The sequence below is a fragment of the Streptomyces sp. NPDC085944 genome (assembly GCF_040686295.1).
Classification (GTDB): domain Bacteria; phylum Actinomycetota; class Actinomycetes; order Streptomycetales; family Streptomycetaceae; genus Streptomyces; species Streptomyces salinarius.
In genome coordinates, this window is sequence record NZ_JBFBJX010000022.1 from 74,652 (window position 1) to 95,724 (window position 21,073).

The following is a 21,073-nucleotide window of genomic DNA, read 5'->3' on the forward strand; positions in this document are numbered from 1 at the left end:
CCACCAGCCCTTTGGACGATCTTCCTTGTCTGCCCCCGGCGAACTGCCGTCCTTCCCGCCCGTTCGCCAGGCTCGGTCTCCTGCTGCACGCCAGGCCCGCTACCCTCTTGCGGCTATGGAGACCCCGGAGCCGACCGGTCCGCCGTACATCGATCCGGCCTGCCTGGACCCGAAGCGTCCGGTCTGCGGGATCTGCCCAGCACTCCTGTATCCGCGCGGGCAATTCGTGGTCTACAGCCGGCCCTCGTGGGAGTGCCCGTTTCACCCGGAGAACGGACACCGGTACACCCGCGAGGCCCTGCCGGCCTGCGTCCATCCAGACAAGATCGGTCTGGAGCCCGACAAGATCGCTCCGCCGCCCAAGAAGTTGCCGGACCAGGGTGAGGCGTCGACGCGCGGTCCCGGCCGGAAGCGTCCGTGGCGAGATCGTCTCGCGCCGCGACGCCGCCCGTCATGACGTCAGAGCCCGCCAGGATGCGCAGAGTTCTGCGAGGTGCCTCCGGAGATTGCTGCGCTGCTCCTCCAGGTCCTGCGAGGCGGGCGAGAGGAGATAGACGTTGTCGCGGTAGAGGCGGAACCCGAGGCTCTCCCACCCGCGGACGATCTTGGCGTTGACGCGATCCCACTCGGCCCGGTCCCTCAGCGCCTGGCTGCTGAGGTCGGAGACGCCGGGCGAACAGGCGACGGCTCGACAGCCGACCATGAGGCGGTGGATGACCTCGCTGCCGAGTGCGGCGGCCAAACCGTACCCGCGCCATGCGGAATCCAGCGTCACGCGGTCCATGACGAGCAGTGCGGAGCCGACATAGTCCAGGCGCTCGCTGGCTTCGCTCGTGAAGGAGCCGGTCTCGGGGTCAAGGAGCGCCTTGGCAGTCTCGTACAGTTCCTCGGACTCTTCCTCCATCGCCCAGTAGGCGTTGCGCCCGCGGTCCAGATGGACCCGGTAGAAGGTCATCGACCCGACGGTGGCGTCCGTCGTGCAGGACGGGCATTCCGCGGCTGCGCAGTCCCCGCCAGCCGACACGTCCGGCACAGCGTCTTGCGAACGACGGCGGTGGAGGACGGAGACGTTCCACCGCTCCAGCGTGTCAGCTTGCGGGGTGTCCCAGAGTTCGTCGTCGTAGACGATGCGCAGGTGCAGCTCACAGGGGTCACCGGGCAGCGAGGAGGGCTCGTTCACTACGGAAGCCTAGCGAGGTGCTCGCTGGGCCACGGGGCGCCACGGTCTGCCGTCCTGCCGGGCGCTCACGTGTGACGCTGCGGATCCGGCGCGAGCGTGATGGTCATCCAGGGCATCGCCTCGTCGCGGTAGCTGTGTCCGACCGGGGTCAGTTCGGCACCGCGAGCGAGGCTGAAGATCGTCACCATGATCATGTCTGAACCGTCCGCCACGGAGGTGAGCTGTGTCCGGCAGCGCTGGCAAGATCCGCGGTGCAGCGTCGGCCACGTCGAGAAGTACGACGGCTCCCCTGCGGGACTCGTCCATGTCAGGGCACTCTTACGGAAACCGACCCAGGCCATCGCCGGCGCCCCAGAGAGCCGTGTGCAGTGCTGACACGAGCACAGTTCCCTGTCAAGTCCTTGTGTTCACGTCTTGTGCCTCCTCGGCATGGTGGCGCGCGGTGGTGGCTATGGAAGGGATGGGACGGCCACCCAACGGTCCGGACGAGCAGTTCCTGTCAGGTCGACTCTGCCTTGTTCACCGGCATGTTGTAGGCCGCTTCGATGAAATTGATGAACCTGTTCGCGTTCCCGGCGCCGAGCATGTTTCCGATGCAGAGGAGCATGTGGCGGGCGGCTCTCAATTCATCACTGATGGCCGGTGCTCCACTCACCCAGATTTTTTGTAGCCGCCCGGAATTCGCAAAGTCCTGGGATGTGGTCTCACGCTTTCGTCTCGGCAGGCGTCGACCGCCAGAATTCGTGTAGGAAGTAGCCCAGCGCCTTTCTGGAGTTGCTCCGGTTGAGCATCCCCTGGACTGCCTTGGACTGCCGCACGGCGCTCGCAGCGTTCTCCGTCGCCCTAGCTGAGCAGTCCCGCTGCGGGCCCCAGCCCGGGAGTTGGCGCCCTACTCGCGGGCGAGAGCGGGATGCTGCCCGGGGCCAGCGAGGGCGTTGGTGTCGTCGCCGACCAGTGGACGGGCGGTCAACCGGCCGTGCTGTGCTCGGTCTCCGGCACCGGGGGCAGCCAGTGCACGGCGTTGTCGGGGAAGGACGCGTGGATCGGCACGAGGTCTGGGCCGCTGGTGTCGTCGAGGGCGGTGACGTTGATGCCGATCTCTGGGATGTCGCTGTCGATCGCCGCGAGGCGGCTGCCGCAGGTCGGGCAGAAGCCGCGCTTCGCCTCGCCTTCGAAGGTCTCGTACCAGGTCGGCTCGCTCTCTCCGGTCCAGGTGACCGTCTCGAATCCCACCCACCACATCAACGGGGCACCGCCGAGCTTCTGGCAATGCCCACATGCACAAGTGTGGGCAAAAACTGCTGGCCCTCGGGTAGTGAAGCGGATGCGGCCGCAAAGGCAGCCGCCGGTACGTTCCCCGGCTGTTTCGGCTACCTGGGTGTCGGCGGGGGTGGCGTTCATCAGGTGATCTCCCAGGCGCAATAGGCAAGTTGGGTCCATCAGTGTGCCATCGCTTCCATGATCGCCAGGACGCCGTTGGAGGCTCTGGCGTGGCCCCGGCGTGCGCCGATTGCGGAGGCGTCACGGGCCGGGCGACGAACCCGCGGCTCAGGGGCGTCTGAGGGCGCGGACGGTCCATCCCGCGTCGCGCCTGGTGTCAGCGTTCAGGGTGCCGCGGCCGTCGATGACGCGCGGGGCGGTGGTTCGGGTGGCGAGGCGGTGCGGGTCGATGTGGGGAGAACGTCGGCCACACGGTGAGGTGCAGCAGCAAGGGCTACCGGGGGCTTCGAGGCCGCGCGCTCGCCTGCCTCGCAACAACCGTCCTCAACGAGCCCCTCCTCCCCCCGGAGGAGAGCGGCCCAGCCTGGCGCGCATGCTGATCGCGATCGGCTCCTCGCTGCTGCTCTCGTTGCACACGCCGGCTACTGATCCGCCGGGACCTGCGGCTCACGGTGACGGCCGTCGCAGCGTGGCCCAGGTTCCCCAGCCGGCTTCGGCTTCTATTGCCGTCCAGCGTCCAGGTAGAGCCGCGGTGACATCTTCGGCCGACAGGTACAGCGGGCCGTCTTGGCCGAGCTGGTTGATCCACAGGAGCACGCCGTCCGGGGCCAGGACCCGGGCGGTTTCGGTGGGGAACAGCAGCATGTCGATGGCGGCGACGGCGGCGATGGACGAGTCGGCCACGGGCAGGGCGCTGGCGTCGGCGCGTACGCGGGCCGGGGAGCGGCCGGTGGCCTGGTGGAGCATCTGCTCGGACAGGTCGAGGCTGAGTACGGACGTGAAGGCGGTTGCGAGGCGTGGGGTGAACTGGCCGGTGCCGGAGCCGATTTCCAGGCAGGGACCGTTGGGGAGGGAGCCGCCGCGGGTGAGGGCGTCGCGCAGCGGGTCGTCGCGGCCGGTGGCTTGGGTGCTGTCCCAGTCTGCGGCGAGCTGGTCGAAGAGTCCGCCGAGAAGGCCGGCTTCTGCGGCGGTCCAGGCGCGCCGGCCGGCGGCCAGGTCGCGGGCGAAGGCCCGGAAGGCGTTTGCCGTTCCCTCGGGCGGGAGTGGCTTGGCCGCCGGGCTGGGCAGGATCCGGGGCAATGTGGCAATCACGGGTGCCAGTTGAGCACGGCGGGGGCGCGGGCGGATCGGCCCGGGGACGGAGCCCGGCTCCACCCCTGGGTGGAGCCAGCGGTGCGGTCAGTGGTGGTGGCCTTCGTGCTGCTCCCCGGGGCCCGATTCTTCGCCTGGGTTTGTGTGTTGGTGTGCTGAGTGGTCGTGTTCGGCGGTGGGGGATCCGCCCATCATGCGGAGCATCGCCCTGCCGCCTGTGCGGAAGAACCGCACCAGGAGAGCGGCTGCCAGCAGGAGGAAGGCGATGTTGAGCCATGTCGTGTAGTTCCAGGTGATGCCTTCCATGGGGATCTTCGCGTCGGCCTGGTCGGGGATGAGGCCCAGGCCGCCGAAGGTGAACTCCACGATGTACCCGGCGATGACGGTGGCGAGGTAGAACGTGCCGAGGAGGAAGAGGGCCATCCTGGCGCCGTAGTACTTCCGGTAGATATTCAGGATCGGCAGGATCAGCAGGTCGGCGAAGATGAACGCGACGACGCCGCCGAAGCTGATGCCGCCCTTCCACAGCACCACCGCGAGCGGCACGTTGCCGATCGAGCAGACGAACGAGGCGATCGCGACCAGCGGGCCGATGACGGGCCCCCACAGCTTGGATGCCAGCGGATGGCCCTCGAAGAAGAACGTGCGCCAGAACGAGTCCGGCACCCAGGCTGCGATAGCGCCGGCGATGAGCAGACCGATGACCAGGTCCCGCAGGATCGCCGCCCACTCCATGACGAAGACGTGGCTCGTGGAGGTGAAGCCCTCGCGGGACAGCAGCCGTCGGGCGAAAGAGCCTTCCCGCCGGACTGACATGTCCATCGCAGCGTGGCCCTCCATGGAGCCGGCCAGCCCCTGTTCGGACTGCTCGCGGGCCTCACGCAGAAGCTTGTCGCGCAGGAACAGCCGGAACAGCACGGCCAGCACGACGATCATGATGGGGCCGCCGACAAACTCCGCCGCGGTGAACTGCCAGCCCATCAGCAGCGCCAGAATGACACCGAGCTCGACGACGAGGTTGGTCGAGGCGATCTCGAAGGCCATCGCCGCGGTGAAGTTCGCGCCCTTGCGGAACAGCGAGCGGGCCAGGGCCACCGCCGCATACGAGCACGAGGAGGACGCCGCGCCGAGGCCGGCGGCGATCGCCAGGGTGCGGGGCCGGGCGTCGCCGAGCAGGGAGGCGACGGTGGATTTGCGGACGACGGCCTGGACGACCGCGGACAGGGCGAAGCCCAGGATCAGGGCCCAGGTGATCTCCCAGGTCATGGAGCCGGCGATCGACAGTGCGTGCAGTACGGCGTGGATCATCCCTGAAGCCTTCCGAGAAGAGCACGGCATGGGCGCCACCGACACGTCGCACCGGGACGGCACGGCGCGAGGTGAGGAAGACGAAGCGCGGGGCGCCACCCGGTGGGTGGCGCCCCGCGGGGGTTCAGCCGACCTTGAGGGTCAGGGCTGCGGTGTGGAGCTTGCCGCCGGTCTGGAACTGCAGGAAGAGCCGCCAGTTTCCGGAGGTGGGCAGTTCGGCGTTGAAGGACAGTTCCGGGCCGCCGTGGTCGCCGTTGACCTTGGTGGTCGGGTGCAGGTGCGCGAACGCGGTGTCGCCCTCGTGGAAGGCGGTCAGGTGCGCGTAGGTGTCGAGGTAGGGCTGGAGATCGGTGACGGGCTTGCCGTCCTTGGTGACCGTGACGGTGAGCGGGTGTGCCATGCCGGCCATCGGCTCGCCGTTGACGGTGACGGTGTAGCCGTCGGCCTCGGCGGTCTTGGCTGCGGCCGGCAGCGGCGTCTTCGTCTCCGTGCCCGGGACGGAGACGGTGCGGGACAGGACGAACGCGGTGCCCTTGCCGGCTCCGCTGTCGGGGGTGAAGGAGGCGAACATGCGCCACGCTCCGGGCGCGAGCGTGTCCAGGTCGGCGGTCCAGGTGCCGTCGGCGGCCATGACCGGGTGGACGTGCTGAAAGCCGGTCAGGTCGGAGCGGATGGCGTAGAAGTGCATCCGCTTGGTCTGGTCGACGGCGAAGTCGGTGACGGGCTTGCCGTCCGGGCCGGTGACAGCGAACCGGTAGGCGGCCTGCTTTCCGGCCGCCAGAGTCGCGTCTGTGCTGGTGAGGCGGTAGCCGTCCTTGTTGTCGGACAGGCCGTTGCCGGCGGCCATGTGATCCATACCGGGCATGTCCCCCATGGAGGGCGACGCGCTGGCCGAGACGGACGCGGACGGCTTGGCGCCGTGGTCCATGCCAGGCATTGAGGACGAAGAACCGTCGTTGGAGGAGCCGCAGGCGGCCAGCGTCAGCGCGAGGACGGCTGCGGTACCGGCCGCCGCGAGGGCACGACGGCGCACGGCGGGACGGGTGGAAACGAACATGATGGTGGTCTTTCCGGGTGTGCGCACCACGCCGGGCGGGCGCGCGGAGATGAGCAGGACACGTGCCGGGCCCGGTTATCCGGGTTCCGACAGGGTCCTGTCAGGTCCGCGCGATACACACCTGGAACAGCAGACTCCGCCCGCCCGGTGGAGGTGGGCCACGCCGCCTCGTACGGCCCGGGGCCAGGCGACCCGCCAGAAACAGGGCCGCGAGGACCGCGACGACGGCCAGCAGACCAGGTGCCGTCAGCCGGGTTTCGTCGCGTGCGGGCGTCGAGACACACGTCGTCCCGTCCATCACCGCCGCGCCTGACGCCTGCTGTACGCCGGGATGTGCCATGGGCGCCGTCGCGGTGTGCATCCCGGCAGGCGCGGACATCGCGCCGTGGCAGCCCTCAGCGGCGGTGGCCGGGGCGCCGTGCATGAGGAACAGGCCGAACAGGACCGCGCACAGCGCCAGCAGCCGGGCGAGACCCCGCCTGCGCTGCTGTCCGCTGCCTGCCATCACCGCTACCTTCCCCACGTCATCGAGCCCAGTCCATGCGCCGTCGCTGCGTCCCGACCATACCCCGGCCCGGTACCCGGCGCCGATGCATCAAAGTGGCTGCGGCCACCACGATATTTCCTTCTCGCATCATCCCGCGTGGTGGGCCAGAGTGGCGTGCGGGTCGCCGTCATGGGTGGTGTGGTCGGTGTGCACGGTGGCGGCGGTCAGCCGCGGTACGGCGTGGATCAGAGCGTGTTCGGCTGCGACGGCCAGGGCGTGAGCCTGGACCACGGTGAGGTCGGGGTCGACGACGATGTCGGCCTCGGCACGCAGGGCGTGGCCGATCCACCGCATGCGGACCTGCCCAACGCCGCGAACGCCATCCACCGCGCGCAGCGCATCTTCGGCGGTGTCGACCAGGGCGGGATCGACGGAGTCCATCAGCCGGCGGTAGACCTCGCGGGCGGCGTCGCGCAGCACCATGAGGATCGCGGCGGTGATGAGCAGGCCGACGATCGGGTCGGCGGCCCGCCAGCCGAGCGCGGCGCCTCCGGCTCCGAGCAGGACGGCCAGGGAGGTGAAACCGTCGGTGCGGGCATGCAGGCCGTCGGCGACCAGCGCGGCGGAGCCGATCTTGCGTCCGGTGCGGATGCGGTAGCGGGCCACCCACTCGTTGCCGATGAACCCGACCACCGCGGCGGCGGCGACCGCCCACAGGTGGGTGACGTCGCGCGCGTTGAGCAGCCGGTCGACGGCCTCGTACGCGGCCAGTGCGGAGGAGGCCGTGATGGTGAGGACGATGGCGATGCCGGCCAGGTCTTCGGCGCGGCCGTAGCCGTAGGTGTAGCGGCGGTTCGCCGCCCGCCGCCCCAGCACGAACGCGATCCCCAGCGGCACGGCCGTCAGCGCGTCGGCCGCGTTGTGGATGGTGTCGCCCAGCAGCGCCACCGATCCCGACACCACGACGACAACCGCCTGGATCACGGTGGTCAGGCCCAGGATGCCCAACGACAGCCACAGCGTGCGCATCCCCTCCCTGGAGGTCTCCATCGCCGAGTCGACCTTGTCCATCGCCTCGTGACTGTGCGGGGTGACCAGATGCGAGACCTGGTGCCGGATCCGCGACCACCACGAGGCACCGTGCCCATGATCGTGGTCGTGGTCGTGTCCTGTGCCCGCTCCGTGGCCGTGCCCCGACCCGTGGTCGTGGCCGGTTCCCGGCTCGTCGTGACCGTGGTGGTGCTGCTGGCTCACAAGATGCTCGCTCTCCACAGAAGGGCCAGGAAGTGGACGGGACGTCCCACCCGCCTATTATGTGCGTATGAATGCACGCATGCATCTATCACCTGCGCAGGGTTCGCACCCGCAAGACCCGGGCGGTGAGCACTTCCGGGTCGCGGCCGAGATCCTGGGCCTTCTGGCCGACCGCACCCGGCTCGCGCTGCTGCACGCCCTGGCCGCAGATGAGGCGGATGTCACATCGCTGGCCGTGGCGGTGGACGCGGCGAGGCCGGCGGTGAGCCAGCATCTGGCCCGGCTGCGTATGTCGGGCCTGGTGACCACCCGCAAGGAGGGCCGCCGGGTGATCTACGCACTGACCGACGGGCACCTGCGACGCCTCGTCACAGAAGCGCTCGATGTGGCCGACCACCGGCTGACCGGGCGCGCACCCCACGCATGACTGCGCGCCCGGCCGGTGGTCTCACGCCGCGGCTGGTGCTGGTGCTGGTGCTGCGGCAGGCGCGGGCTGGAGGTGTCCGGTGCGGCGCAGGCCGGCCAGGGCGCTGGCGCAGCCGAGCCCGAGTACGGTCAGTGCCGCCCACGGAAGCCACGGGACATGGGCACGGGCGGAGAGGTCGAACAGGGCGCCCACGGCAAGGTTGCCACCGGCGACGGCGACGCCGGCCACCGTGCTGTAGGCACCGTAGTAGGTGGCGACCAGACGCTCCCCCGAGAGGCGGACCAGGGTGTCCATCTCGAACGGGTACAGCAGCGCGGAACCCGCGGCCAGCAGTGCCGCGCACACCACCAAGGCGAACAGCCCCACCCAAGCGGTCGGCCCCTGTGCGGCGTGGTGCGGGCCGGGCAGCAGCGGCAGGAATGCCGTGCCCATGACGGCAAGCCCGATCGCGATCGCCTTCGGTCCGTCCAGGCGTTTCCTGGCCCAGTCGGTGAGCCGCAGCTGTCCGGCGACGGCGACCAGAGCGGAGACGGCGAAGACGACGCCCATCGCGGTGCCGCTGGCATCCCCCACCAGAGTGCGGGCTTGGAAGGGCAGGGCGAGGTAGGTCTGGAAGGCGAGCAGGTATGAGCCGGCCATCGCGGCGGAGAACAGCACGAAGGGCCGGTTTCGGGCAATCGCCCGCCAGTCCGCAGCGATCCCCCGCCAGCCGTTCGTGCGCTGCGGGTCCGCTAGCGGGCGCCGGGCGGGCAGGGCGCGGGCCTGGACGATGGCCAGCGCCCCGAACACGGCAGCCGAGACGGCGCACACCAGGCGGAAGTCGAAGGCGAGCAGGGCGAGTCCGGCCAGCGGGCCGAGCAGGATGCCAGCCTGGTAGAAGACGTTGAAGCAGGAGAACGCCTCCACCCGGCGCTCGCCGGCGCCGTCGGCGATGTAGGCGCGTACCGCCGGGTTGAACAGTGCTCCGGCCAGGCCGGTGGCGGCGGAGGCGATGATGAGCGCGGGCAGTGTGTCCGCGACGGCCAGCAGCACGAACGCAGCCGTTCGCAGGGCGCAGCCGGTCAGGATCATCGGTTTGTAGCCGATGCGGTCGGCGAGGGTGCCGCCGAGCCAGAACATGCCCTGCTGGGAGAGGTTGCGTACGCCCAGCACGAGGCCGACTGCCCAGGCGGCCAGGCCCAGGCCGTGGGCGAGGTGGTCGGCGAGGTAGGGCATGAGCATGTAGAAGCCGAGGTTGATGCCGAACTGGTTGGCCATCAGCAGCCGAAGGCTGGGGTCGAAGGAGCGCAGCTGGGCGCGCAGCCGCCTCACCGGGCACCGGCCAGCACGGCGCGGGCGGCGGTCGGCGCGGGGTCGGTGACCGAGGTGCAGCGCGTCCAGGACGTCACCGTGCGCTCGCCCGGGTCGGTGATCTCCTCGGGCTCGTCCGGCAGCGGTACCGGGGTGTCGAGCAGTTGGTGGCCGTGGCACCAGGCGTCGTTGTAGATGGTGTCGAGGTAGCGGTGTGGTCCGTCGGGGAAGATCGCGGCGATCCTCGTTCCGGCGGGGTAGGTGCGGGCGGCCCATCCGGCGGCCCGCGCGACCGCCCCGACGCTCCAGCCGCCCGAGGCGTAGTGGTGCCGGGCCAGTGTGCGGCAGGAGTGCACCGCTTCGGCGGGGGCGACCCAGTGGACTTCGGTGAACGCCTCGTAGGCGACGTTGCCGGGGTGAATGCTGGAGCCCAGACCGCGCATCAGCCGCTGTCCGGCGGGCTGCCCGAAGATCGTCGACCCGGTCGCGTCCACCCCGATCAGCGCCAGGCCGGGGAACGTGCGGCGCAGGGCGGTGGAGATCCCCGCCGAGTGGCCGCCGGTGCCGACGGAGGCGACCAGGACGTCGATGCGTCCCAACTGGGCGATGAGCTCGGCGGCCAAAGGGGCGTAGGCCGCTGTGTTGTCGGGGTTGTTGTACTGGTCCGGGCACCACGCGCCCGGTTGTCCGGCCAGCAGTTCGGCGACCTTCTCCCGTCGGGCCTGCTGCCAGCCACCCGTCGGGTGGGCGGCGGTGACGGTCTCGACGCGGGCGCCGTACGCGGTCAGGGCCCGGCCGATCGCTGGCTCCAGGCCGGGGTCGGTGACCACGGTCACCGGATGCCCGAACGTCATGCCTGCCAGGGCCAGGCCCAGCCCGAGGGTGCCGCTGGAGGATTCGATGACTGGCGCCCCGTCTGCCAGGTCCCCTCGGGCACGGGCGCTAGCGACCATATGCAGGGCGGGGCGGTCCTTGATGCCGCCCGGGTTGTGGCCTTCGAGCTTCGCCCAGAACCCGCGGGCGGCATCGGCGAAGGGCTCCCCGATCCACAGGACGGGAGTGCGGCCGACCAGATCGGCAGGGCGGCGGGCCAAGGTGGGGGAAGGGGCGTATGCGTGGGTGTCCATCGGGATGTCACGGCTCCTCACCCCGGGCGGCGCGTAGCAGGCTCGGGGCATCGGCGGATCAGGGCGCGGGCACACAGCCGCCCAGAGGCCGCCCGGCAGCGCCGGACAACGTGACGAGGCGGCTGTGCGGGACCGCTCAGGTCCGCGCCACACAAAGGGCCGTGAGAAGACAGCAGCCGCCGACCGCGTTTCGGTCCGGCGCCCGTGAAGCCCCGGCGCCGGTCAGTGCGGCGGCGGGATCACCCGGCCGGACATCGACCAGCAGCACCCCGCCGAGCGCCGACGGGGCCGGGGCGTCGCTGCGAACCCGGTCCACCACGTGATCGCCCGTCTCGGGGCAGCACGGTGCCCCCCGCTGCGGAAGGGAGGCGATGACGCCGCCGTCGGCTGAGGCGACGGGAGCGGCAACCGCGGGGATCGCGTTCAGCGCGGAGTGATGGCTCTCGAACCCCGGGCCGTGGCTGTGCATGCAGCCCAGGAGATGAAAAGCCACCCAGATCAGGACGACGAGCACACCGCTGTCCCAAACGCGGCGACGCGCTGGGGAGAACGACACCGCACCGATCATGCACACAAAGTACTTCTCCGAGCACGGAAAGTCACATCCCGGGAGCGTGGCCCGTGCGGTCAGCCTTCGGGAGAGTGCGGCGGGCGCCTGTCCGGCGCATCCGGCTCGCCGCGTCGGCGCTCGCGTCGACTCGACCATGTCGCAGCCAGGCAGAGAGCGACGGCCAAGGCGCCGATCGTGATCAGGAGGAGTGATTGTGCGGACGACAGGAGGTCGAGGAACCCGTTGTCGGAGCCGGAGGGCTCGGGTCGGTAGACGTCCGTGTGGGAGGAATGGGCCAAGGCGGCCGGGCAGGCAGAACCCGCCCGGCACACCTCGGTGAGGTGGGAGGGCATGCGAAGAACTCCGGGGCGTCGTGGACGAATCGGTGCGTCACGGCCGGCGGCGCGTGAGTGGCAGGAGTACGTCGACGGTTACGGCCCGCAGGGCACCCGCTGGTGGCGGAGGGTGAGGTGCGCGGTTTGGGAGGACAGAGCCCGGAGAACGAAAGCGTGACGTGCAGGGGCGGGAGGCTCGTACGCCTGGGGCACCAGCAGCCTGACCAGCTTGGCGAGAAGCGCCCTGAACTGTCGAGCGGGGGCGGTGCAGGCGTGGACGAGCTGCGCGGGCAGGGCGCACGCGCCGTTCAAAAACCAGGCCAGCGCCATCGCCGCGGCGATGTTCAGCAGGGCCATCAGGGGGCTGTTGTGGTGCCACGCCGGGGGAAGCCGGTGGTGCCCGTCGGGTGTCACGGCGCTCTCGACGCCGTTGAGCCAGCTCGGCATGGCGGCTTGCACCATGAGGACGACGGCCAGGACCCCGCGGGGTGAGCCGAGCAGGAATGTCGGCACGGCGCCGAGGAACATCACCGCCGCTGCCAGAGCCAGCCCCGTCCACGAGACGGCGGAGTCGGCCGTCGCGTGATGCAGTCCGGCCGCCATCGCGCTGCTGAGCACCGTGAAGAGTCCGGCGCGCGCTGCGGCGCCGGGCACGGTGCGGGGCGCAGTGCTGAAGGTGAGCATGTCCGTCCGAGTATCGCCCGAACGGGCCGGTTGTGACCCGCGTTCGGCAAAGGCCCCGCATGTGCCGGCGGTCCCGGCGTGGTCAGTCTTCGAGTTCGTGCCGGACGCGGCGCGAAGGGGTGAAGGTGTAGAGGTCGAGGATGTCGGGTGGCTCGGCGAGGCCGGGGCCGCCGTCCTTGACCCAGGCGGTGATGTCGGCGGCGGCGCCTGAGTCGTTGACCTGGCCGAGCCAGACGGGTCGCCCTCCGGCCTTGCGGCCTTCGGCGGAGGGCTGGATGACGATGACGTTGGCGCGTTCACAGGCGTCCAGGCAGTCGGTCCGCCGCACCGTCGCCACCCCGGCCAGCAGGGTACGCAAATCGGTGAGCTGCGCTTCGTGGTTCAGACGCGGGACCTTGACGGCAGTGCCGCAGCAGCAGCCACGGCAGACGGTGACCATGGGCCGTGCCACCCCCGGGGCGGGGACGGCCTTCTTGCTGCGGCGGCTCACCGGTTGCCCCGCTTTGGCGCCGCGGCCCGCTTCCAGGCGGCGTCCCGCAGCAGCCGTAGCCCGTTGAGGCCGACGATCACGGTCGATCCCTCGTGCCCTAGCACACCGATCGGCAGAGGCAGGTGCCCGGCGAGGTCCCAGATGACCAGAGCCGAGATGAACACCGCGGCGATGACCAGGTTCTGCACCACCATGCGCCGGGCGGCCCTGGACAGGCTCACGACGGTGGGAACGGTGGTGAGTTCGTCGCGGACGATCACCGCGTCGGCCGTCTCCAGGGCAAGGTCGGACCCGGCCCGCCCCATCGCGATGCCGGTATGGGCAGCGGCCAGCGCGGGGGCGTCGTTGACGCCGTCGCCGACCACCAGCACCCTGCGCCCGGCCTTCTCCTGTTCCTGGACGGCGGTGACCTTGTCCTGGGGCAGCAGTCCGGCGCGGACATCGCTGATGCCGACCTCGTCGGCCAGCAGCGCGGCGGCGCGCGGGTTGTCGCCGGTCAGCAGCATCGGGGCACTGCCGGTCAGCGCAGCCAGGGCGGCAACGGTTGTGGCGGCGTCGGGGCGCAGCCGGTCGGCGATGCCCAGGACACCTGCGGGGATGCCGTCGCGCTGGACGAGAACGGCTGTGCGGCCCTCGCCCTCCATGCTTTCTGCGATCGCCGCCGCCTTGGCGGAGGTCGTGTCCACGTGGTTCAGGAGGCGGGCGGGGGCTCGAACCGCGATCGTGTGGCCGTCGACGGTGGCCGTCACGCCCGTCCCGGGGGTCGAGGTGAAGTCCCGCACGGCCGGGATCACCAGGCCGCGGGCGCGGGCGGCTTCGACGACGGCGCGGGCCAGCGGATGCTCGCTGGGGTGCTCCGCCGCGGCCGCGAGCGCCAGCAGGGCGTGCTCATCCAGGCCGGAGCCGGCCAGCGGGCGCACGTCGGTGACCCGGGGGGTGCCCTCGGTCAGGGTGCCGGTCTTGTCCAGGGCGACCGCGTCGATCTGCCCGAGGCGCTCCATGACCACGGCCGACTTGACGAGGACACCATGGCGTCCGGCGTTCGCGATCGCGGAGAGCAGCGGCGGCATGGTGGCCAGCACCACCGCGCACGGCGAGGCGACGATCATGAAGGTCATGGCGCGCAGCAGCGAGCCGGTGAGATCTCCGCCGAAGCCCAGCGGCACCAGGAAGACCGCGAGGGTCGCGAAGACCATGCCGAGGCTGTAGCGCTGCTCGACCTTCTCGATGAACAACTGTGTCGTCGCCTTGGTCTCGGAGGCTTCCTCGACCATGGCGACGATCCGGGCGATGACGGAATCGCAGGCGTCCCGCTCGACCTTCACCCTCAGGGCACCGGTGCCGTTCAAAGTGCCGGCGAAGACCTCATCTCCCGCCTCCTTCGCAACGGGCAGCGGCTCGCCGGTGATGGTGGCCTGGTCGACCTCACTGGCCCCCTCCAGCACCCGCCCGTCCGCGCCGACCCGCTCGCCGGGACGGATGAGGATGATGTTGCCGACCGAGAGGTCTTCGGTGGCGACCGTATCCTCACTCCCGTCGTCGGCCAAGCGGGTGGCGGTGGTGGGGGCGAGATCGAGCAGGCCGCGGACCGCGTCCTGGGTACGGGCCGTGGCCAGCGCCTCCAGCGCGCCGGAGGTGGCGAAGATGACGATCAGCAACCCGCCATCCATCACCTGCCCGATCGACGCCGCACCGATCGCGGCCACGATCATCAGCAGGTCCACATCCAGCGTCTTCTCCCGCAGCGCCATCAGCCCCGCCCAGGCCGGTTCCCACCCGCCGGTGACGTAGGCGGCCGCGTACAGCGGACCCCACGCCCAGGCCGGCGCGCCGGTCAGCTGGAGCGGCAGCGCGATGAGGAACAGCACCAGCGCGGCCGCGGCCCAGCGGGCCTCGGCCAGGGCGAACACGCGCGTATGGCGGCGCGGCACCACCGACGGAGCAGCGGGAATCACCCGTTCGGGACGCTGGATGAGAGCGGAAGGCATGACAAAACAACCCTTCACGGGCGGAGGACGGCAACATATCCACCGTACAGGAACATCTGAACAAGTCTTCAGGTGTAGTCGGTAGGATGGGCCCTATGGGTCACGGAATGGACGACAAGAACACGGCAACCACCCGCGAGCGCCTTGACGCCGTCGGGACTGCCGATGTCGCCGCGACCCTTCAGGCTCTGGCCACGCCCTCGCGGCTACGGATCCTCGCCCGCCTCCAAGAAGGGCCGTGCGCGGTCGGCGACCTCGCCGAAGCCGTCGACATGGAAGCCTCCGCCTGCTCCCACCAGCTGCGCCTGCTGCGCAACCTCGGCCTGGTCACCGGCGAACGCAACGGCCGCTCCATCGTCTACGCCCTCTACGACCACCACGTCGCCGAACTCCTCGACCAGGCACTCTTCCACGTCGAGCACCTCCGCCTGGGGCTACGGGACGCGCCGAGCGCGGAACCATCAGCCGCGACGAAGTAGCGCGGACTCGCTCTTGCCTTACCTTGCTACCCCGTGACGGTCTGCTCTCTTTAATCGCCGGACGGGCGGAGCGGGATGACGTTGTCGGGGGCAGGTTGGTCCTGGCCGTCGGGTTGCCGGAGGATGAGGACGGCTGCCGCGAGGGCCATCTGCTCCGCTCGATGCCGGGAGTTGGCCTCGGCAGCCCGGGATTCCTTGAGAACTTCCTTCAGGCGGACAACCTCTTTGCGCAGCCGCCTCTCGACTTCCGGCGTCTGGTGCGTTTCCGTACGCACCCGCGCGTAGAACTCCTCCTTGAGGTCGGCGTGGCGCTTTTGCAGAGCCATGCGGTGAACACCGGCCTCTGCGGCCAACGCGACCACCGTGAGGCTTCCGTTGGAGCGGGTGGGCTGGCCGGCCAGGAGGCGGTCCATGGCCGCGCGGATGCGCGAGCGTTCGCCCTCGTGCTGCTGGTTCATGCGATGGCCTCCTCGGCGGCCTGGGCGGCGGAGTCGTGGGCATCGGCGAGAGCGCGGAAGCGGTCGGCGGTCAGGCGAAGCCGGTCGCCCAGGGGCTTGGGCATCAGGTCTGCCTTCGCATCGAGCCGATCAGCGTGCTCGCGTGCCGCCTGCGCGTGACTGTCGGTGCGGATCGCGTTGCCGCAGCCGAGCTGGCAGGCGAACTGGTTGGGTGCCGTCGCCCCGGGATCCGGATCGCACAGGGCCGTGTCGCGCTTGAAGGCGCAGATGAGGAACGAGTCCGGGTTGTCGAAGAGCACGAGGCCATCGCGCGCCAGGAACTTGGCGGCGGCCTTCGGGGTGGTCAGGGAGCCTTCAAAGGCGGGTATCGAGGTTGCTCCGATGAGAGCCCGTCGAGCGGCGGGACCGGAGATCTTCTCCCCGGCGGCTGTGGCGTCGCGCAGCCGTGCCGCGGTCTGCGCAGCGGCGAGAGCGGTCTCGACGTCGAGCTCCCCGTGGAACCCCCGGCGGCCGCGGTTGCCATAGCCGGTGGAGGTGCGGGCGTCCAGGGCGGTGCGCATGTGTCCGTACTGGATAGCGAGGGCGACCAGACCGCCGGGGCGGCGGGCGATGTGCCAAGCCAGAGTTCTGCGCAGGCGACTCAGCCCAAGGTTGCCGTGCGGGTCCTCCGGCACCATCTGGGCGTCCAGGCCCTGGGCGGTGGCCTCCTGGTTGATCCACGACACGAGATTCTCGACGCGGCGGTCCAGAGTGCCCCGCTTCAGCGCACCGTGGTGCTTGCGCTGGCCGACGATGTCGTGGTGGGTGGAGCTGAACAACAGCTCGTCCTTGGGGACGATGCGCTCCAGAACCCGGATGGCGTTCACGACGGGGGTGATCGCGACCCAGGGGACGGTGCGCTCCTCACCAGCGGAGATGTGGTGGCCGTCCGAGTCGCGGACGTTCTTGTAGTGGTGGGCTCGGATCAGATGCCGGGGTATGGAGCCGTCGGGGTTCGGTTGCGGCTCCGGGCAGCAGCCGGACCGCAGCGTCCGCGCCTCCTGGGGGCGCATCCCGGTCAAATACAAGATCACGATGGCGGCGGCCGTGGCCAGGTGACGCACCAGAATCGGCGTCTCCTCGTAGTCCATGAACTCGCGCCAGGGCCGCCCCTCGATCCGGCCCATCACCGGCACCTGCATCGGGCTGGGGCCGGGCCGCCGGGCGGCGAGCGCCCGGAGCCCGCGCCGAGTAGAGAAGTCGTGGACCTGGTTCCAGCTGGCTCCCGTGACCGCCGCGACGTAGTGATGGGCCAGGGTGATGCCGTGCTTTCGGCTCACGGTGGCGGGCAGGAGAGCCCCGGAATCGACCAGCGGCTGCAGGTAGTTCTTGACGGCCGCCAGACCCCCTCGGGTGCTCGGGGTGGCCGTCACGCGGGCGTGCATGCGTTGGCGCTCGGCCCAGGCGGCCAGGATGTCGTCGGAGAAGTCCTCGACCATGCGGATCGACCAGGTCAGCAAGGGGCCGATCACAGTCGGATCCAGCGGCTCGGTCTTGTTCTCCCCGCCCGCCTCGCCCGTCTCGGCCGGCAGGTAGTCGTCGATGCCCTCGCTCTCCCAGGGCGGCGGCGTAACGCCGCAGGGGCTGGCCGACAGCTGGTCGAAGGCCCACAGGTCCGACAGCCAGTTAAGAACCGTCTGGGCATGAACGCGCGTGGAGCCGCTGCTGGCGATCTTGGCGGCGTACGCCTTCCAGTGCTCCACGGTGCAGTCACTGACCTGGGACACCCCGTGCCGGTCGAGCCAGCGTGCGAACTTCATCCACTGCAGGATGTTGTCGCGCATGCTGACCACGCCGTCGCGAGCCCGGTTCTGAAAGCCCCGTTCCTGCACGTAGGTGGGGCGCAGCTCGCCGTTGATCAGGACCCAGATGAGACGCCGGAACTCGCTCCGCAGGGAGGCGGGGCACCTTCTCAAATTGATCTTGTGGATGCTGTCCCCGGGGTTGTCGATCAGCGGTCCCATCGACCAGATGTCGTCGCTGTAGCGGGAGTTGGGGTGGGTGTTGCCGGCGCTGATCCACCGGTCCAGAACCACCGGGCTCTTCGGCCCCGGCAGGGGAACGATGTAGGGATCGGCCTCGAGGGTCAGAGCTGTCGTCACGGGGCGAGGTCTCCCTTGAGCAGATGGTCGACGATCATGTGGTCGCGGTCGGTGATCCGGGCCAGAGCAGCGTCCCAGGTGGGCTCGTTGACCTTTGTCCGCAGGTCATCGAGTCGCTGGAGGTGCTCGTCCCATCGCTTGCGCCAGAGTTTTTCCGGCCAGCCGGAGCGGAGCGACATCAACTGGCGGCGCAGGAGCGCGAGGCGCGGGTGGTGGCCGGTGTGGACCCGGGAGTTCTCGCAGGACAGGCAGAGCAGGAAGTCGGCGCCGCAGCCGCCGCTCGGGTCCGGCCAGGGGCTGGTCTCCTCGTCCGCACAGTCCGCGGCTGCGGTCTCCTGGTGGGCCGTGTCGGCCGCGTCCGTGAGCCGCCCCTTGAAGGTGTAGTCGCGGGCCTGTTCGAGGGCCTCCTCGGCGCCGGCCGCGATCACGTGCACGGCGGCTTGCTGGACGTTCTCATCGGGCAGGACGTAGACGCTTTCGTGGGTGCCACGTTTGTGCTGCAGTGGCTTGCCCGTCGTCGTGACGGTGGTCCTGCGGGCGCGTTGGAAGGGCGAGCCGATCTTGTGAGTGCTCGCCCATACTCGCGCGTCGGCCTTGGACACCCCGAAGCACAGCGGGCCGACGTTCCGGGGCCGGTCCAGATTGGAGTCCACGTCAGTACGGCGCCGGTTGCGGGCGACCATCAGCAGGTCGTGTCCCGGTGACAGCGCGGCGGCCAAGGTTCGCCCGTGCTGCGTGGCTTCCAGGGCCTGGGTGATGAGCCTGCCCGGCGAGTCCGCGCCGGAGTCGGTGTAGTTCTCCGTGTCGAACCAGCGCCCCTCGCCCGAGCGGCGCTTCTCCACCAGGACCTCGTAGGTGACCGTGGCGGTCTCTCCCGCGGACGGGGTCGTCACGGGCACGTGCAGACGGTCGAAGACCGACAGATTCCAGCCGTAGCGGTCCGTCATCATCACGGCCAGGGCCGTCAGTTCCGCCCGGCTCAGGAACAGCCGACCCGTAGTCTTCCCGCGATTCTTTCCGCGCAGCAGCCCTTCGGCCCGGGTGTAGACCTTCCCGTCTTTGTCCGGGTACCCGGGCAGTTCGCCCGTGGCGGCGATGTGCTCGAGAGCCGCCCCGACCCTCCAGTCACGGCTTTCCGGGGCAAGAGCACCCGCCCGGTAGCGGGCCAGCAGCTCGGTGTTCTCCCGGACCCGCAGCAGCGCGGTACGGAACTGCCGTTCGGCGGCCAGCAGCACCTGGTCGCGCTCCGACGGCCGGTAGGACTGCTTGGACGGCTTGCCCTTCTTCGGAACCGGGCGAGCCAGTTCCTCGGCAGCCAGGCCCTGCGCCAGCTGCGGCTCGCGCTTCAGCAGCGTACGTATCTTGGCCAGGGCCTCGCGCCCACCGGGGGTGTCCTTGTGGTTGTTGCGCCAGAGCCGGAGCGTGGCCGAGGTGAGGTCGCCGAGGTCCTCGGCCGGGTGCCCCTGGTCCTTGAGGAACCGGGCGAAGACCTCCAAGGACCTCCAATACGACTCACCGCTCGAGTGGCTGTTCCACCCCATGGACTGCTCGGCGAACGCCCGCGCAAGAGAGCAGCGCATCGGCTGGGGCACGGTGATCGCGGCGAAGTCGAAGACCCGCTCGAAACCCTCCTTGTTCACCACGGTGACCTGCAGTCCGTCCGCGGCGATGCGCTGAGTCGCCTGGAAGTCCGCCGGCGGCAGGACGGCCCTGCGGCCCCGCCCGCTCACGATGCCTCCACGACGGGCAGGGCATCGAACAGCACCTCGATGTCCTGGATCCCGGACGTTTCCCGGGCCAGCTGGGTGAACAGGCCGTTCAGATCCTTCATCCCGTCCGTCTCGCCGTGCTCGTCCTCGGTGTCGAAGGCGAGGATCGACTCCAGCTGCAGGTGCATGACCGGGTTGAGGTAGTGCTCCTTCGTCGTCTCGACGTCCCGGTGTCCCAACAGGGTCTTCACCAGCCACCACGGGTCGCCGTAGAGCTGAGCGAAGTCGCGCCGGTCCGCCGCGGTCAGCCCGTACTTCTTGTCCATGAGCTCGTTCAGCACGACGAGCATGTAGAGCGCCATGGAGTGACGCGCGGAATGCGGTGTCGCATACGGGACCTTCCCGCGTACGGCAGCCGACCTCAGCGGCCGCGGGACCTTCCGCTCCTCCGGCGTCAACAGAGCTTCCTCGCAAAGCTGGTTGGCCTGCCAGAACACCGTGTTCCACCGGTCCGGCGGCATCGGCATGCCCTGCTCGGACAGCCACAACCACGCCGGTTCCGGACCGTGTGGTCCCTCGACGAACAACCACTGCCTCTCGCGCCAGTCCAGCAGACTCAGTTCCCGCCTGCCTGCCGTCCCATCCCGCTCCACCCAGTGAACGACCGGAACCGGGCCAAGCGTCACGTCCGTGACCAGCCGCATCAGCCGCAGCTTCTCGTAGCGGCCCTCCAGCTGGGCGCGCTGAATAGACCACGCCCGCTCGGACTCGCTGTAGGCACCGAGCTGGCGCACCGACTCGATCGACGCGTAGTAGGTCCGGTCACGCTTCGACCGCGAAAGGGCGCTCGCCACCAGGCCATGGCAGTAGCGTCCAGACCGAAGACGCCGGGTCGGCACTTCGAACGTCAGCATCGCGCCGGCCTCCTGCCGCCGCAGGCCCGAGCTCAGCGTCAGCCCCACAAACGCGGTGTTCCGCAGTTCGGTTCGCCCATCCCAGCCGGGCAACGGCGCCCCATCTCGGCCAACTCCGCGCAGGCCCAGGTCTTGCCACAGACCCCAAGTACGCGGAGTCAGCCACGACACCCGAGAGCTCCGCGCACTTGCCGATCGGTCCGCGCGACGACCCACATCTACCGGGAGAGGGCTGACCTTCGCCCATCTGTAGAGCTGGGTCAGCGCGGCTGCCTCCCGGTTCCACTTCGTTCCGCCGATCCGCTGCGGGTTCAACGGAGAGTCAACGCGGAATTGCTTGTACGCCCGCAAGTCGGCAATTGTCGCAGCCCGCCAGGGAACACCCCGCCGCCAAAGCCACGACAGCAGCAAACGGATGTCTGTCGCGTAATTCCGACGCGACTCCCGCTCCAGGTCGCGGAAATCCGGTGAAAGGGCGAACTGCAACAATTCCGCGTCCACGACGAAATCAGGTCGTACAAATACTGGATCGCCCGGCCGAAGCCCCACCGCCTCCAAGGCCGCCGGCAGGTCGCGGACCCCCAGCACCCCCTCCTCCGGCAGCGGTCCCCACCGCTCCGGATCCGGCACAAACACCAGCCACCACTCGTCCATCTGCCACCC

General features: G+C 69.9%; 22 protein-coding genes. 3 read left to right on the top strand and 19 right to left on the bottom strand.

Features of this window, described 5'->3' with window-relative positions; genetic code table 11:
* Window positions 1-115: 115 nt before the first annotated feature.
* Window positions 116-457 carry a hypothetical protein gene (locus AB0P07_RS32260; protein WP_365556790.1) on the top strand — a complete coding sequence of 114 codons (342 nt, stop codon included), beginning with the start codon at window positions 116-118 and terminating at the stop codon, window positions 455-457.
* Here AB0P07_RS32260 and AB0P07_RS32265 read toward each other — a convergent pair.
* From AB0P07_RS32265 to AB0P07_RS32305, 9 genes are all read right to left on the bottom strand, one after another.
* Entirely contained in the window at window positions 452-1,180 is a 729-nt protein-coding gene (locus AB0P07_RS32265; RefSeq protein ID WP_365556792.1) for a hypothetical protein, read from the bottom strand. The two genes, AB0P07_RS32260 and AB0P07_RS32265, sit on opposite strands and share 6 nt — an antisense overlap.
* A 65-nt stretch (window positions 1,181-1,245) precedes the next feature.
* On the bottom strand, window positions 1,246-1,566 hold the full coding sequence (locus tag AB0P07_RS32270; RefSeq protein ID WP_365556886.1) for a GFA family protein: 321 nt from the start codon (window positions 1,564-1,566) through the stop codon (window positions 1,246-1,248).
* 113 nt (window positions 1,567-1,679) lie between these two features.
* Window positions 1,680-1,835, bottom strand: a complete 156-nt coding sequence (locus AB0P07_RS32275; protein WP_365556794.1) for a hypothetical protein — start codon at window positions 1,833-1,835, stop codon at window positions 1,680-1,682.
* A 311-nt stretch (window positions 1,836-2,146) separates the two neighbouring features.
* A complete protein-coding gene (locus tag AB0P07_RS32280) occupies window positions 2,147-2,413 on the bottom strand; it encodes an aldehyde-activating protein (protein WP_365556796.1) in 267 nt (88 codons plus the stop codon).
* A 654-nt stretch (window positions 2,414-3,067) separates the two neighbouring features.
* Complete coding sequence (locus AB0P07_RS32285) at window positions 3,068-3,712, bottom strand: class I SAM-dependent methyltransferase (protein ID WP_365556798.1); 645 nt, start codon at window positions 3,710-3,712, stop codon at window positions 3,068-3,070.
* Window positions 3,713-3,799: 87 nt separating this feature from the next.
* Window positions 3,800-5,017 (bottom strand): permease, encoded by a 1,218-nt coding sequence (locus AB0P07_RS32290; protein ID WP_365556889.1) that lies wholly within the window; start codon window positions 5,015-5,017, stop codon window positions 3,800-3,802.
* Window positions 5,018-5,144: 127 nt separating this feature from the next.
* Window positions 5,145-6,077: a hypothetical protein gene (locus AB0P07_RS32295; protein ID WP_365556800.1), complete on the bottom strand. Its 933-nt coding sequence runs from the start codon at window positions 6,075-6,077 to the stop codon at window positions 5,145-5,147.
* Window positions 6,078-6,177: 100 nt separating this feature from the next.
* On the bottom strand, window positions 6,178-6,582 hold the full coding sequence (locus AB0P07_RS32300) for a hypothetical protein (RefSeq protein WP_365556801.1): 405 nt from the start codon (window positions 6,580-6,582) through the stop codon (window positions 6,178-6,180).
* A gap of 129 nt (window positions 6,583-6,711) precedes the next feature.
* On the bottom strand, window positions 6,712-7,818 hold the full coding sequence (locus tag AB0P07_RS32305) for a cation diffusion facilitator family transporter (protein ID WP_365556803.1): 1,107 nt from the start codon (window positions 7,816-7,818) through the stop codon (window positions 6,712-6,714).
* Between the two features lie 67 nt (window positions 7,819-7,885).
* On the opposite strand from AB0P07_RS32305, the gene AB0P07_RS32310 reads away from it, so the two are divergent.
* The gene (locus AB0P07_RS32310) at window positions 7,886-8,245 is read left to right on the top strand and encodes a metalloregulator ArsR/SmtB family transcription factor (protein ID WP_365556805.1); all 360 of its coding nucleotides are present in this window, start codon (window positions 7,886-7,888) and stop codon (window positions 8,243-8,245) included.
* Between the two features lie 21 nt (window positions 8,246-8,266).
* On the opposite strand, the gene AB0P07_RS32315 is transcribed toward AB0P07_RS32310, so the two are convergent.
* The 6 genes from AB0P07_RS32315 to AB0P07_RS32340 form a co-directional block, all read right to left on the bottom strand.
* Window positions 8,267-9,556 (bottom strand): MFS transporter, encoded by a 1,290-nt coding sequence (locus tag AB0P07_RS32315; protein ID WP_365556807.1) that lies wholly within the window; start codon window positions 9,554-9,556, stop codon window positions 8,267-8,269.
* On the bottom strand, window positions 9,553-10,662 hold the full coding sequence (locus AB0P07_RS32320) for a pyridoxal-phosphate dependent enzyme (protein WP_365556809.1): 1,110 nt from the start codon (window positions 10,660-10,662) through the stop codon (window positions 9,553-9,555). The genes AB0P07_RS32315 and AB0P07_RS32320 overlap by 4 nt, the downstream gene beginning before the upstream one ends.
* A gap of 136 nt (window positions 10,663-10,798) precedes the next feature.
* Window positions 10,799-11,230, bottom strand: a complete 432-nt coding sequence (locus tag AB0P07_RS32325) for a hypothetical protein (RefSeq protein ID WP_365556811.1) — start codon at window positions 11,228-11,230, stop codon at window positions 10,799-10,801.
* Between the two features lie 413 nt (window positions 11,231-11,643).
* A complete protein-coding gene (locus AB0P07_RS32330; RefSeq protein WP_365556813.1) occupies window positions 11,644-12,231 on the bottom strand; it encodes a hypothetical protein in 588 nt (195 codons plus the stop codon).
* A gap of 82 nt (window positions 12,232-12,313) precedes the next feature.
* Complete coding sequence (locus AB0P07_RS32335) at window positions 12,314-12,721, bottom strand: (2Fe-2S) ferredoxin domain-containing protein (protein ID WP_365556815.1); 408 nt, start codon at window positions 12,719-12,721, stop codon at window positions 12,314-12,316.
* Window positions 12,718-14,709, bottom strand: a complete 1,992-nt coding sequence (locus tag AB0P07_RS32340; RefSeq protein ID WP_365556818.1) for a heavy metal translocating P-type ATPase — start codon at window positions 14,707-14,709, stop codon at window positions 12,718-12,720. Before AB0P07_RS32340 ends, AB0P07_RS32335 begins: the two co-directional genes overlap by 4 nt.
* A gap of 95 nt (window positions 14,710-14,804) precedes the next feature.
* Here AB0P07_RS32340 and AB0P07_RS32345 point away from each other — a divergent pair, with 95 nt between their 5' ends.
* The gene (locus tag AB0P07_RS32345) at window positions 14,805-15,188 is read left to right on the top strand and encodes a metalloregulator ArsR/SmtB family transcription factor (protein ID WP_365556820.1); all 384 of its coding nucleotides are present in this window, start codon (window positions 14,805-14,807) and stop codon (window positions 15,186-15,188) included.
* A gap of 50 nt (window positions 15,189-15,238) precedes the next feature.
* On the opposite strand, the gene AB0P07_RS32350 is transcribed toward AB0P07_RS32345, so the two are convergent.
* From AB0P07_RS32350 to AB0P07_RS32365, 4 genes are read right to left on the bottom strand one after another with little or no spacing between them, the layout of a single operon-like run.
* Window positions 15,239-15,646 (bottom strand): hypothetical protein, encoded by a 408-nt coding sequence (locus AB0P07_RS32350; protein ID WP_365556823.1) that lies wholly within the window; start codon window positions 15,644-15,646, stop codon window positions 15,239-15,241.
* Entirely contained in the window at window positions 15,643-17,787 is a 2,145-nt protein-coding gene (locus tag AB0P07_RS32355; protein ID WP_365556825.1) for an integrase, read from the bottom strand. The genes AB0P07_RS32350 and AB0P07_RS32355 overlap by 4 nt, the downstream gene beginning before the upstream one ends.
* Window positions 17,784-19,517: a hypothetical protein gene (locus AB0P07_RS32360; RefSeq protein ID WP_365556828.1), complete on the bottom strand. Its 1,734-nt coding sequence runs from the start codon at window positions 19,515-19,517 to the stop codon at window positions 17,784-17,786. Before AB0P07_RS32360 ends, AB0P07_RS32355 begins: the two co-directional genes overlap by 4 nt.
* Window positions 19,514-21,064, bottom strand: coding sequence for an integrase (locus tag AB0P07_RS32365; RefSeq protein ID WP_365556830.1), 1,551 nt, complete (start codon window positions 21,062-21,064; stop codon window positions 19,514-19,516). Before AB0P07_RS32365 ends, AB0P07_RS32360 begins: the two co-directional genes overlap by 4 nt.
* Window positions 21,065-21,073 lie beyond the last annotated feature (9 nt).